The organism is Castellaniella sp. (assembly GCF_049650445.1).
Classification (GTDB): Bacteria; Pseudomonadota; Gammaproteobacteria; order Burkholderiales; family Burkholderiaceae_B; genus Castellaniella.
Window position 1 is genome coordinate 37,166 of record NZ_JBASAD010000041.1, and the last position, 13,137, is coordinate 50,302.

A 13,137-nucleotide genomic window follows, 5' to 3' on the forward strand; every position below is an offset into this window, starting at 1 on the left:
CGCATGTGCCGGAATCACCCCGGGAGGGGCGGTTCCGTGCGCCATATTTTGAAAGCAGGTAGGGAATTGACATGTCAGCGTCTGAAGAGACTCAATTGCGCAGCCGCCGCTGGTTCGACAACCCGGACGATCCGGGCATGACGGCCTTGTATGTGGAGCGGTATCTGAACTACGGCATTACGCGCGAGGAGCTGCAGTCGGGCAAACCGATCATCGGCATCGCGCAGACGGGATCGGACCTGACCCCCTGCAACCGCCACCACCTGGAACTGGCCAAGCGGGTGCGCGACGGGATCCGTGACGCCGGCGGCATTCCGCTCGAATTCCCGGTCTATCCGATCCAGGAAACCGGCAAGCGCCCGACGGCGGCGATGGATCGCAATCTTGCGTATCTGGGGCTCGTGGAAGTGCTGCACGGCTACCCCATCGACGGGGTCGTGCTGACGACGGGCTGCGACAAGACCACGCCCGCCTGCCTGATGGCGGCTGCGACGGTCAACATCCCGGCGATCGTGCTCTCCGGCGGGCCGATGCTCGACGGCTGGTGGCGCGGCAAGCTGGCCGGATCGGGCACGCTGATCTGGGAAGCCCGCAAGCTCCTGGCGGTGGGTGAAATCGATTACGAAAAGTTCATGGACGCGGCGGCCTCGTCGGCGCCTTCCGTCGGACATTGCAATACCATGGGGACGGCCCTGTCCATGAACTCGCTGGCCGAGGCGCTCGGGATGTCGCTGCCGGGCTGTGCGGCGATTCCCGCGCCGTATCGCGAGCGCGGCTGGATGGCCTATGAAACGGGCAAGCGCATCGTCTCGATGGTGCATGAGAACCTGCGCCCGTCGGACATCATGACGCAGGCGGCTTTTGAAAACGCGGTCGTCGCGGCAGCGGCGCTCGGGGCGTCTTCCAACTGTCCGATCCACATGATCGCGATCGCGCGGCACATGGGTGTGGCGCATACGCTCGACGATTGGCAGCGACTCGGGCCGAACGTGCCGCTGCTGGTGGATTGCCAGCCGGCGGGGCGCTTCCTGGGCGAGGCTTTCCATCGGGCCGGTGGCGTGCCCGCCGTGATGCGCGAACTCATGTCCGCAGGCAAGCTCGACGGCGGCGTGATGACGGTGACGGGCAGGACCCTGGCTGAAAACCTGGCGGGCGTCGAAGAACCGGACCGCGAGGTGATCCGCGCCTACGACAAGCCGCTGCGCGACAATGCCGGCTACGTGGTGCTGAGCGGCAATCTGTTCGACAATGCGGTGATCAAGACCAGCGTGATCGACGAGAAATTCCGTCAGCGCTATCTGTCGGACCCGGCGCATCCGAATCAGGTGGAACTGAAAGCGGTCGTGTTCGAGGGGCCGGAAGACTATCACGCCCGCATCGAAGACCCCGCGCTGGGGGTGGACGAAAAAACGATCCTGGTGATCCGCAACGTGGGGCCGGTGGGCTACCCTGGCGGCCCCGAGGTCGTGAACATGCAGCCGCCGGCGGCGCTCATCGCGCGGGGCATCGATACCCTGCCGACGATGGGGGATGGCCGGCAGAGCGGTACGTCGGCGAGCCCCTCGATCCTGAACGTCACGCCGGAAGCCGCCATCGGGGGCGGTCTGGCGATTCTCAAGACAGGCGACATGATCCGGCTGGATCTCAATACCCGGCGCGTGGATGTGTTGATCCCGGACGCGGAACTCAAGGACCGGCGCGATGCCTGGCGTCCCCCGATCTTCAAAAACCAGACGCCCTGGGAAGAAATCTATCGCACTACCGTCGGCCAGCATGGCACGGGCGCCTGCATGGAGCCCGCCACGCTGTATCTGAACGTCATCGAGACCCGCGGTGAAGCTCGCAACAATCATTGAATCATGAATAATCTTCCGAAATCCGTTCGACGCCCGCTGCCCGCCGAGAGCATTCCCCAGTTCGAATCGCTGTTCGGCGATCGCTTCGTCACGTCCGAAGCGGTGCGCAATCATCACGGCAAGGACGAATCGCCGTATCCGCTGTGCCCGCCCGATGCGGTGATCTTTCCACTGAACGAGAACGAAGTGGTGGCCGCCGTCAAGCTGTGCAACCGCTACGGCATTCCCATCGTGCCGTTCGGCATCGGTTCTTCGCTGGAAGGGCACGTGCTGCCCATCCAGGGCGGGATCACCCTGGACTTCGCCCAGATGAACCGGGTGCTGTCGATCGATGCGGAAGACTTCACCGTCACGGTGCAGCCCGGTGTGATCCGGACCCAGATCAACGAGGAAATCCGCCATACGGGGTTGTTCTTTCCGGTCGATCCAGGGGCGCATGCCTCGATTGGCGGCATGACGGCGACCCGGGCTTCCGGCACCAATGCCGTCCGCTACGGGACCATGCGTGAGAACGTGGTGTCGCTCAAAGTTGTGACGGCTCAAGGGGACATCATCCGCACCAGCAGCCGGGCCCGAAAATCCTCGTCGGGCTACGATCTGACGCACTTGTTCGTGGGCAGCGAGGGGACGCTGGGCATCATCGTCGAGATCACGGTGCGAGTCTATCCCTTGCCCGAATCCATCACGGCGGCCGTGTGCAATTTCCCCACGTTGGCCGATGCCGTGCAGGCGGTGATCGAGATCATGCAGTCCGGTACGGCCATCGCCCGGGTCGAATTCATGGATGAGCGGGCGGTCAATGCGGTCAACCGCTACAGCAAGCTGTCCCTGAAAGAGACGCCTCTGCTGCTGTTCGAATTCCATGGCAGCAAATCCCTGGTCCAGGAGCAGGCGGAGATCGTCCAGGAAATCGCGCGAGAACACGGCGGCGTGGATTTCGAATGGGCGGAGCGTCCGGAGGACCGTACGCGCCTCTGGACGGCGCGCCACAATTCGCATTACTCCGGCCTGCAGCTGCGGCCGGGTGCCCGCAGTGTCGCCACCGATGTCTGCGTGCCGATTTCGCGCCTGGCCGATTGCGTGACCGCGACGGCTGAAGACTTGCAGCACGTGCCTTTCCCCTACACGATCGTGGGCCACGTGGGAGACGGCAATTTCCATGTGCAGATGCTGATCGATCCGGAAAGCGAGACGGAATGGCAGATGTCCGAGGAGATCAACCATCGGCTGGTGCATCGCGCCATCGAGATGGACGGCACGTGTTCGGGCGAACATGGGGTGGGGATCCACAAGATGGAATTCCTCAAGGTCGAACACGGCGAGGCGGCGCTGGGCCTGATGCGGATGATCAAGCACGCGTTCGACCCCAACAACATCTTCAATCCAGGGAAATTGGTGTCTTGGGAGGCATGAGTCAACAATGAACGTTTTATCCGATACATGGTTGCCGAAGGACGCGAACGATGCCGTCCTGGTGGGCCGCGTCTGGCGTCCGGACCCCGTGGCCGGTCCGGCGGTGGTCACAGTGCGTGACGGCCAGGTGTTCGACATCACGCCGCATGCGGCCACGATGGCGGATCTGCTCGAACGCGCCGATGCGGTCGAGATCGCCCGCACCGCGAAGGCGGAACTCATCGGTCCGGTCGAGGCGATCCTGCGTGCCAGCACGCAACGCGATGACTGCGTGCCCTATCTGCTGGCGCCTTGCGACCTGCAGGCGATCAAAGCCTGCGGCGTGACCTTCACCGTGAGCCTGCTCGAGCGTGTGATCGAGGAGCAGGCGCATGGCGATCCCGCCCGGGCGCAGGTGCTGCGGCAGGAAATCCAGCAGCTCATCGGCACCGACCTGTCCCGGGTGCGCCCGGGCTCGGAGGAGGCGGACAGGCTGCGCTCCGAACTGCAGCGCCGGGGCGCCTGGTCCCAGTACATGGAAGTCGCCATCGGGCCGGACGCCGAAGTGTTCTCCAAGGCGTCTCCGATGTCCTCGGTCGGCAGCGGCGCGCAGGTCGGCCTGCTGCCCACTTCGCACTGGAACAATCCGGAGCCCGAAGTGGTCCTGGCGGTGAACAGCCATGGCCGGGTGGTGGGCGCCACGCTGGGCAATGACGTGAACCTGCGCGACATCGAGGGCCGCAGCGCCTTGCTGCTGGGCAAGGCCAAGGACAACAACGGATCGTGCGCCATCGGCCCGTTCGTGCGGCTGTTCGATGAGCGCTTCGACATGCAGGCCGTGCGCAACATCAGTGTGTCGCTGCGGATCGAGGGCCACGATGACGGCTTCGTGCTGGAAGACGCCAGCCACATGGTGCAGATCACGCGCGATCCCCTGGAACTGGTGGCGCAGGTCCATGGCGCCCACCATCAGTATCCGGATGGCTTCATGCTGTTCCTGGGCACGATGTTCTCGCCGATCAAGGACCGGGATGCCCAGGGGGGCGGTTTCACGCACCATGTGGGTGATGTCGTCACGATCTCGGCTCCGGCGCTGGGCGCCCTGGTCAATACGGTGGGCCTGTCGACGGAAATTCCGCCCTGGACCTTCGGTATCCGTGCCCTGTACGCGAATCTGGCGGCGCGCGGATTGCTGCATCCCACGGCGCAACGGGCTTCATGAGCACGCGCCATTGCGCCGAGTCCCTGCAGCGTTTCGCCGAGCGGCTGCTGTCGGCGGCAGGCATGAACGCCGAGATGGCGCAGGTGGTTGCGGAAGTCCTGGTGGAAGGCGATCTGCTGGGACACGATACGCATGGCCTGGCGCTGCTGGCGCCTTATGTGCGAGAAATCCGGGCCGGAACCATGACGGCATCGGGCGCGCCCGATGTCTTGTCGGACCGGGGGGCCGCACTGCTGTGGGACGGCCGGCGGCTGCCGGGGCCCTGGCTGGTGCGGCGTGGCCTGGAGACGCTCGAGCCGCGCGCGCGCCAGTACGGAACGGCGACGCTCGTCATCCGGCGCAGCCATCATATTGCCTGCCTGGCCGCTTATCTTTCCTGGGCGACCGAGCGCGGGCTGATGGCGGTGCTGGCGAGCTCCGATCCGGCGGGGGCCAGCGTGGCGCCCCATGGGGGTACACGCGGCGTGTTCACGCCCAATCCGATCGCCGCCGGCATCCCGACGTCGGACACGCCTTTCATGGTCGATATTTCCGCGTCGATCGTCACCAACGGCCTGACCGCCCGCATGGACGCGGCGGGCACTTCGTACGGGCATGACTGCCTGCTGGATGCGCAGGGCCGCCCCAGTCGTGATCCCGCCGTGCTGTCCCAGGACCCTCCGGGCACGATCCTGCCGCTGGGCGGTCTGGAGTCGGGGCACAAGGGCTATGGCCTGGCCCTGCTCGTCGAGGCCTTGACCGGAGGGCTGGCCGCGCATGGTCGTGCCGATCCGCCGGACGGCTGGGGGGCGACGGTCTTCCTGTCGCTCTACGACCCCGAGGCCTTCGGCGGGCTGGCGGGCTTTACGCGTCAGACCGATTGGCTGGGCGATGCGTGTCGCCAAAATCCGCCTCGTCCGGGCGCGGGGCCGGTGCGGATGCCGGGTGATCGAGGGGTGGCCCGCAAGCGGGAGCAATTGCGTGAAGGTCTGGTCTTGCATCCCGCCATCGTCCCGCAGTTGGAGGCTTGCGGGCGTGAATATGGTGTGAGCTTTCCGGGGTGAGCACTGAAGACACCCGGCCGCCGCTCCTGCGGCCGGTGTCGAATGAGCAAGGGTAAACCCGGGTATTGTCCATTTTTTTCCTATACGATAATTTTCCTATTGGAAAAATTGGACTGTGCGTCATGAGTGATTCTGTATTCGATTTTGCCGTGATCGGTGCCGGCATGGCGGGGGCATCGGTCGCCTATCGGCTGGCCGGGGAAGGCGCGTCCGTGGTGGTGCTCGAACGCGAATCCCAGCCGGGCTACCACTCCACGGGCCGTTCGGCGGCCATGTTCATGGAAAGCTATGGCACGGAACAGATCCGTGCCCTGACGCGGGCTGGCCGCGCATTCTTCGAGCAGCCGCCGGAAGGCTTTTGCGCGCATCCTTTGCTGCATCCGCGCGGCGTGCTGTACATCGGCACGGCGGGGCAGGAGTCCTTGCTGGAAGACGCGCTGGCGATGTACCGGAGCGATGGCCTGCGGGCTGACATGATCGATGCGGCGCACGCCAAGGCGCTGGTGCCGTGCCTGGAAGCAGAGCGGATGATCGGTGCCGTGCACGATCAGGATTCCATGGATATCGACGTGGCCGAGTTGCATCAGGGCTTTCTGCGCGGCATGACACGGTTGGGCGCGCAGTTGCGCTGCAAGGCCGAACTGACCGGTGCCGTGCGCGACACGCGGGATGGCCTATGGGCGCTGACGTTTGGCGACGGCACCTCTGTGCTGGCGCGTGCCGTGGTCAATGCCGCCGGCGCCTGGGCCGATCCGGTGGCCGCGTTATGCGGCGCGCAAACGCTGGGGATCGAGCCCCGGCGCCGTTCCGCGTTCACGTTTGCCGCCCCGGAAGGAGAGGATGTCGGCGCCTGGCCAGCCGTCATCGGCATCGATGAAAGCTTCTACTTCAAACCCGACGCGGGGCAGTTGCTGGGCTCGCCGGCCAATGCGGACCCGGTAGCGCCGCATGACGTCGTGCCCGAGGAACTGGACATTGCCCTGGGCATCCACCATATCGAATCAATGACCAGTCTGCGCATCCGGCGGCCTCGGCACGTCTGGGCGGGTTTGCGCAGCTTCGCCCCCGATGGCGATTTCGTCATCGGCTGGGATACGCAGTGCCAGGGGTTTTTCTGGCTGGCCGGGCAGGGCGGTTACGGCATCCAGACCTCGGCGGGGGCGTCGGCCGCGGCGTGTGCGCTGCTGCTGGGCCGGGCACTGCCGGAATTTCTGACGCGCGAGGGGGTCGTCGCCGACCGTCTGAGTCCGAACCGTTTCATCACCAGGCAACATCACTAGACCTTAGGGAGACAAAGGCATGGATTCGTTCAAGGACGTCTGCAGGATCGCAGGCGCGTTCGTGGGGGTTATCGTGGGCGCGGGTTTCGCGTCGGGGCAGGAAATCCTGCAGTTTTTCGCCAGTTTCGGCCTCGTCGGCCTGATCGGCTGCGTGGTTTCGGGCGCCCTGTTCGCCCTGCTGTCGATGGCGTTTTCCACCATGGGCCAACGCCTGGCGGCGGAATCTCACAAGGAAGTCGTCCACGCCATGCTGGGCCGCCATCTGGGCCTGGTATTCGACGTGCTGATCACTTTCTTCCTGTTTGCGATCACCGTGGTGATGCTGGCCGGTGCCGGCTCGCTGCTGAATCAGTGGCTGGGCGTCCCCGAGGTCTGGGGCAGCGTGCTGGCGACCGTCTTCACCATCCTGATCGTATGCCTGGACATCCGCAGCGTGATCGCCTTCATCGGCACTGTCACGCCGTTCCTGATGTTCATGACGGTCGTGGTGGCCGGCTATGTGCTGATGTCGCCCCACGCCGGTCATGAGGCACTCGCGGCAGCCGCGCAGACCCAGCCCCGGGGCGCCGGGCAGTGGCTGGTCGCGGCCTTGCTGTACGTGTCCTACAACCTTGTGGCGGGGATGCCGTTCCTGGTGATCATGGGCGGACGGGCCAAATCGCGCTCGACCGCGTTCTGGGGCGGCGCCCTGGGCGGCCTGTTGCTGGGCCTGCTGATCCTGCTGATCGCCGTGGCGATGTATCTGCGCATGGACACGATCGGCGGCATGCCCATGCCGATGCTGTCGATCGCCACGCAGATCTCGCCCTGGCTGGGCCATCTGATGTCGCTGGTGATTTTCGGCATGATCCTCAATACGGCAGTCGGCATGCTCTATGCCTTCATGGCGCGCATCGTGCCTGCCGAAACCGGCAAGTTCCGCGTCGGCGCCGTCGTGGCGGGCGTGCTGGCGCTGGCGGGCAGTTTCGTCGGTTTCATCAAGCTGGTCGGGATCGTGTATCCGATCTATGGCTACATCGGTTTCGTGCTGATGGCGCTGGCGTTCGTAGGCTGGCTGCGTGTGGCGCGCCGTCAGGATGCCGCCGCATGAAAACCCGCGCTGCTCAGGTCCTTGCCAAGGTGCTTCCGGGCGCCAGCGTCCCGGTCGTCGATCCGGGCCTGGCGGGGCGGCACGAGGTCGGTGCGCGGATTCGCGCCGCGCGCAAGGAACGGCAACTGACGTTGCAGCAAGTGGCTCAGCGCAGCGGTCTGGCAGTGTCCACCGTGTCGAAGGCCGAGCGCGGACAGATCGCGCTCAGCTACGAAAAGGTGTTGCAGCTTGGTCGCGCGCTGGACATCGACATGACGCGCCTGTTCATGCCCGCGAACGCGCGGCTGGCACCGGACATAGCCGCCAGCCCGACGGTCGTCAAGGATCGCTTCGACGACGTGCAGCGCTATGAGACCGATCAGTACGAATACAGCGTGCTGTGCGGCGCGTTTCCGGGCAAGAAGATGCAGCCGCTGGTGGCGCTGATCAATGCGCGCGAGGCGGGCGATTTTTCGGAAACCATCCGTCATCCGGGACAGGAATTCGTCATGGTGCTTTCGGGGCGGGTGCGGATTCTGTTCGAAAACGGCGAGACGGTCGAACTCGGCCGGCACGAGGCCGCCTATTTCGACAGTGGCGTCGGTCACGTCTATGTCAGCCTCAGCCGGCGACCGGCCGAGGTCATTTCGATCTGTTGCTGATGGGAGGCCTCGCATGACCCGCAAGACGATCAACGTCTCGTTCACCTCTGATGATTGGCGCGGCGTCGCCCTGTCCAATTTCAGCCTGTCGCCCTTTGAATTCGAAGGCCAGTTGCTGGCATCCGTCGAGGGCTTCATCCAGGGCATCAAGTTTCCCCCGGGCCATGCGTCCCGGGCGCAGGCTTTTGCCTCCTCGGCCTGGGACGCCAAAGCGTGCGGCCAGGGGGCGGACAAGCAGTTCGCCTACTGGGGCGATGCGCAGTTCGAATTCGGGGCCGATGCCCACCATGGCCTGGTCGAGCGGGCGCTGCGCACGCGTTTCGCCCAGAACGAGGGGCTGCGCCGTGTCCTGGCATCGACTCAGGGTCTGGACATCCTGCATCTGACCGGCGAATCCGAGCCGGAACGGACCTCGATGCCGGCGGCGTTGTTCTGCCGCATCCTGAGCGACATCCGGGACGCCGAGACGCAACCCGGTGATCTGGCGGAGCGACTCGTCGAGCAGACGACCGATGCCCTGATCTATGCAGATCGTGCGGGCAAAATCGTGCGCTGGAACCAGGCGGCCAGCCGGCTGTTCGGCTTTACATCAGCCGAGGCGCTGGGCGCCAGCCTGGATCTGATCATTCCGGAACATCTGCGTGCGGCGCACTGGGCCGGTTTCGATGCTGCGCTGGCCAGTGGCCGGACAAAGCTCGAAGGGCGTCCGACCCTGACGCGGGGCCTGAAAAAGGACGGCGGCAAATGCTATGTGGAAATGACCTTTGCGCTGGTCGAGGATGCACGCGGTGCGGCGATCGGCTCGGTGGCCATGGCGCGTGACGTGACGGAGCGGGTAGAGGCAGAACGCGCCCGGCGCGCCGCCGCACAGTAAGGCGCAGGGTGTCGATCCGGGTCAGCGGCGCCAGCCGTGGCCTCCGTGCCGACCCGGACCGCCGTGCCAGCCGTGGCCGTAGCCCCGGTGTCCGCCCCATGACCTGAACCCGAAGTAATAGGTCGGCGGCGCCACGTAGACGGGTGGCGCGACATAGACGGACGGGCCGCCATAAACGACCCCGCCATCGTCGTAGTAGGTGGGCGCAGGTTCGTAGACGGCGCATCCGCCCAGGGCGGATGCCAGGGCCAGCGCAAGAATCAGCCGGCCGGCGCGGCGGGTGTGCAGGGTCTTCATGATGGAAATTATGACCCTGGCGGCGGAGCGTGGACCGCTGGATTTGCCAGCGCTTACACAGTTGCCGGATTTCTCCGTATTTCAGCGGGAGTGGCCATGATTGGTCACATGTGGGGGTGGGGAAGTGTCTCGCGGCGGCGACAGGCGAGAAGAATGCTGGTGGGCCCCCCGAGAGTCGAACTCGGCACCAATGGATTATGAGTCCACTGCTCTAACCAGGCATGAGCTAGAGGCCCGCTTCCGTCCGGAGCATGGGATGTCCGGGGCTGGAAGTCCGGGATTATCGCATAGGGCGGGCAGCGCGTACCGCGTGCGGTGCGTACACACGCGCAGTCGACGTTCGTCGGTGTCCCATCCCGTCATGACGACGTACTCGTCAGGATGGTAACCTGATCCCCAAGCATAAAAACAGCAATGACCCGGGAGAGCACCCCATGCGGCATCTTCTTACACGGACCGCGCTGGCGGCGCTGGTCCTGTGCGTGTCCTCCTCGGCCTCGGCCCTGTCGGTCACACGGTTCTCCCCCGAGGGCATGATGGCCCGGATCGCCCGGGTGCAGGCGGATTTCGACGTGCCCGCCGTGTCGCTGGGCAATGACGGCGCGGCGGATCCGTTCCTGATTTCTTGCGACGATGATGCGGTCAAGGGCTCGGGCCGCTGGACTGATCCGCAGCATTGGATCTATGTCTTCGCCAAGCCCCTGGCGGGGGCGGTGTCGTGCCAGGCGCGCCCCAATCCGGATTTTCGCGACGTGCAGGGCCAGCCGCTGGCCGGTGACGCGCGGCGCTTCGCCACGGGCGGGCCGCGTGCCCGGCTGGTCCGGCCCTGGGGCCGGACGATTTCGGAGGATCAGGTCTTCGTGCTGCGCTTCAATGCCGCGCCGGATACGAAGTCTTTGCTGGAGCATGCGTATTGCGAGGTCGAGGGCTTGGGCGAGGCCGTGCCCACGCGTCTGGTGACGGGGGTGGACCGCGAGCTGATCCTGAAGGCGACCGGTCTGTCCGGCGAAGAGGATGCCGGGGCGGACGCTCGCCTGCTGCAATGCAAGCGCCTGCTGCCGCCGAAGGCGCGGGTGCGGCTGGTGGTGGAGGCCGGTGTGCGTTCCGCAGGGCAGGCTGGCCAGCCCGGGGTGCCGTCCAGGGTCGGGCTGGCCGAGGACTTCGAGGTCCGCACTGCGTTCAACGCGGTCATGAGCTGCACGCGCACGAATGCGCAGGCGCCGTGCTCGCCGCTGTTCCCCATCCTCGTGGCTTTCTCCAGGCCGGTGCCCCGGGACCTGGCGGCACGGGTTGCGTTGGACACCCCGCAGGGGCCGCGCGTGGCGCGCCAGTTCGGCCCCGATGGCGAGGATGCGTCGAGCGACGCGATCGAGACGCTGCAATTCGATCCCCCCTTCGCGGAGCGGTCGACCTTGACGCTGACACTGCCCGATGCGCTGCGCGACGATATGGGGTCGCCGCTGGCCAATGCGGACCGCTTTCCCCTGACGATCCCGCTGGACGCCATGCCGCCCCTGGCGAAATTCGCCTCCGGAGAGTTCGGCATCGTCGAGCGCTTCGTCGAAGGCGCGCCGGGCCAGGATCGGCACGCCCTGGCGCCGCTGGCGCTGCGTCGGGTGGAGTCGCCTTTGCAGACTCGGGATCTCGTCCTGTCCGCCGGCCAGGTGAGCGACCAGGTGATCACGGACGACGTCCAGGCCCTGCAATGGTATGCCCGGGTGAAGGGGCTCCAGGAGGGCTCGTTGACGGCCGGCCAGTTTGCCGACCGGCTGGCGCTGCGCGTGCCGCGCGAGGCCCAGGAAAACGAGCGCCGCATCGACGTGCGCTCGCGTTCGGTGTTCGGCCCCAAGGATGCGGTCCGGACGCTGACGCTGCCCGGGGTCAAGGATGCGGCAGGCCAGGACATCGAGATGGTCGGCATCCCTCTGGCCGAGCCCGGTCTGCACGTGCTGGAGGTCGCTTCCCCTCGTCTGGGGGCCGCGCTGCTGAAGCGCGCAGGCGCGTCGGCGGACGAGGAAATCATGCACGTGCGTTCGGCCGTGCTGGTGACGAATCTGGCGGTACATCTGAAGACCGGCCGCGACGATACCCTGGTCTGGGTGACGACGCTGGATCGGGGGCAACCGGTCGCGGGCGCCCGGGTGGCCGTACTGAATTGCGACGGCCAGCGTCTGCTGGACGGCGAGACCGATGCGCAAGGGGTCTGGCACGCGGACACGCCCGTGCCGACGGACGGGTATTGCGAGGGTACGGAGCAGTCGGGCGTGTTCGTCACGGCGCGCATCGCGGCCGACCATCCTCAGGCCCATGGTCAGGCGGATTTCTCCTTTGCCTGGTCGAGCTGGGACCGGGGGATCGAGCCCTGGCGTTTCAATGTGCCGACCAGCCGGTCCCGGGATCCCGATCTGGTGGCGCATGCGGTGCTGGATCGCACGCTGCTGCGGGTGGGCGAAACGGTTTCCATGAAGCTGTTCCTGCGCCGCTTGAGCCGCAACGGCGTGGAAAATCTGCCCGCCGATCGCTTGCCCACGCAGGTACGCCTGTCGCACGAGGGCTCGGGAGACGCTGAAACGTTGGCGCTGGACTGGAAGACCCAACCGGGCGGGGGCCAGTATGCCTTGCTGGATTACACGATCCCGCGCAAGGCGCATTTGGGCAGCTATTCGATCGAATTGCAGCCTTCGGCAGGTGCGGATGACGACTGGACCCCTTGGCTGCATGCCGGCGATTTCCGGGTCGAGTCCTTCAAGCTGCCGCTGCTGACGGGTTCGCTGAAAATAGCGGGGGATGAGGCGCAGGTCGGCGGGACGCTGGTGGCGCCGCAATCGGTCCGCGCCGATCTGCAGCTGTCCTGGATTTCAGGTGGTCCGGCGCGCGATCTGCCCGCCATGTTGTCAGCGGTGGCGCGGCCGTTGACGCCCAGTTTCCCTGAATACGATGACTTCAGCTTTGGCGTGCAGAGATCCGGCGAGGACGATGCACAATCCGGGAATCCGGAATCTGCCGATGCGGGGGCTGCCGGTCTACGGCGGCTGATCCTGGATCGCCATGCCCTGACCCTGGACGCGCAGGGTGGGGCGCGGGTGGATCTGGCAGATCTGCCGCGCCCGTCAACGCCCCAGTCCTGGCTGTTCGAGGCTTCCTTCGCCGATCCTTCCGGCGAGATCCAGACCTTGGCCCAGACGGCGCGGGTCTGGCCCTCGGCCGTCGTGGTCGGCCTGCGCACGGGCCGCTGGATGTCGCGCGGGGAAAAGTCCAGCGTCACCCTGTTGGCCCTGGATACGGCCGGACAGCCACAGGCCGGCGTGCCGGTCCAGTTGGACGGCCGCGTGCGCACGACCTACAGCACCCGCAAGCGCCTGGTGGGCGGTTTCTATGCCTATGACTCCCATGAGCAGGTGGCCTCTCTGGGTACCTTGTGCCAGGGGAACACGGACGCGAA

Annotated in this window: 10 protein-coding genes and 1 tRNA gene; 9 read left to right on the plus strand and 2 right to left on the minus strand. The window is 66.0% G+C overall.

Annotated elements, in window-relative coordinates; translation table 11 throughout:
* Positions 1-71: 71 nt before the first annotated feature.
* The 8 genes from WA983_RS14905 to WA983_RS14940 all read left to right on the plus strand — a co-directional run bounded on the left by WA983_RS14905 (position 72) and on the right by WA983_RS14940 (position 9,398).
* Entirely contained in the window at positions 72-1,856 is a 1,785-nt protein-coding gene (locus tag WA983_RS14905) for an IlvD/Edd family dehydratase (RefSeq protein ID WP_424247306.1), read from the plus strand.
* A 3-nt stretch (positions 1,857-1,859) separates the two neighbouring features.
* Positions 1,860-3,269, plus strand: coding sequence for an FAD-binding oxidoreductase (locus tag WA983_RS14910; RefSeq protein ID WP_424247308.1), 1,410 nt, complete (start codon positions 1,860-1,862; stop codon positions 3,267-3,269).
* Between the two features lie 7 nt (positions 3,270-3,276).
* Positions 3,277-4,470, plus strand: coding sequence for a fumarylacetoacetate hydrolase family protein (locus tag WA983_RS14915; RefSeq protein WP_424247310.1), 1,194 nt, complete (start codon positions 3,277-3,279; stop codon positions 4,468-4,470).
* Positions 4,467-5,513: an Ldh family oxidoreductase gene (locus tag WA983_RS14920; protein WP_424247312.1), complete on the plus strand. Its 1,047-nt coding sequence runs from the start codon at positions 4,467-4,469 to the stop codon at positions 5,511-5,513. Before WA983_RS14915 ends, WA983_RS14920 begins: the two co-directional genes overlap by 4 nt.
* Positions 5,514-5,635: 122 nt before the next feature.
* Positions 5,636-6,793, plus strand: a complete 1,158-nt coding sequence (locus tag WA983_RS14925; protein WP_424247313.1) for an NAD(P)/FAD-dependent oxidoreductase — start codon at positions 5,636-5,638, stop codon at positions 6,791-6,793.
* A 19-nt stretch (positions 6,794-6,812) separates the two neighbouring features.
* Positions 6,813-7,883, plus strand: coding sequence for a hypothetical protein (locus WA983_RS14930; RefSeq protein ID WP_424247315.1), 1,071 nt, complete (start codon positions 6,813-6,815; stop codon positions 7,881-7,883).
* Positions 7,880-8,524, plus strand: a complete 645-nt coding sequence (locus WA983_RS14935) for a helix-turn-helix domain-containing protein (protein ID WP_424247317.1) — start codon at positions 7,880-7,882, stop codon at positions 8,522-8,524. Before WA983_RS14930 ends, WA983_RS14935 begins: the two co-directional genes overlap by 4 nt.
* Before the next feature lie 13 nt (positions 8,525-8,537).
* Positions 8,538-9,398, plus strand: a complete 861-nt coding sequence (locus tag WA983_RS14940; RefSeq protein ID WP_424247319.1) for a PAS domain S-box protein — start codon at positions 8,538-8,540, stop codon at positions 9,396-9,398.
* Positions 9,399-9,419: 21 nt separating this feature from the next.
* On the opposite strand, the gene WA983_RS14945 is transcribed toward WA983_RS14940, so the two are convergent.
* A complete protein-coding gene (locus tag WA983_RS14945) occupies positions 9,420-9,695 on the minus strand; it encodes a hypothetical protein (protein WP_424247321.1) in 276 nt (91 codons plus the stop codon).
* 157 nt (positions 9,696-9,852) lie between these two features.
* Positions 9,853-9,931: transfer RNA gene (locus WA983_RS14950), tRNA-Ile, on the minus strand.
* Between the two features lie 198 nt (positions 9,932-10,129).
* On the opposite strand from WA983_RS14950, the gene WA983_RS14955 reads away from it, so the two are divergent.
* Positions 10,130-13,137, plus strand: a 3,008-nt coding sequence (locus WA983_RS14955) for an MG2 domain-containing protein (RefSeq protein ID WP_424312263.1), incomplete at its 3' end; no start/stop codon positions are given.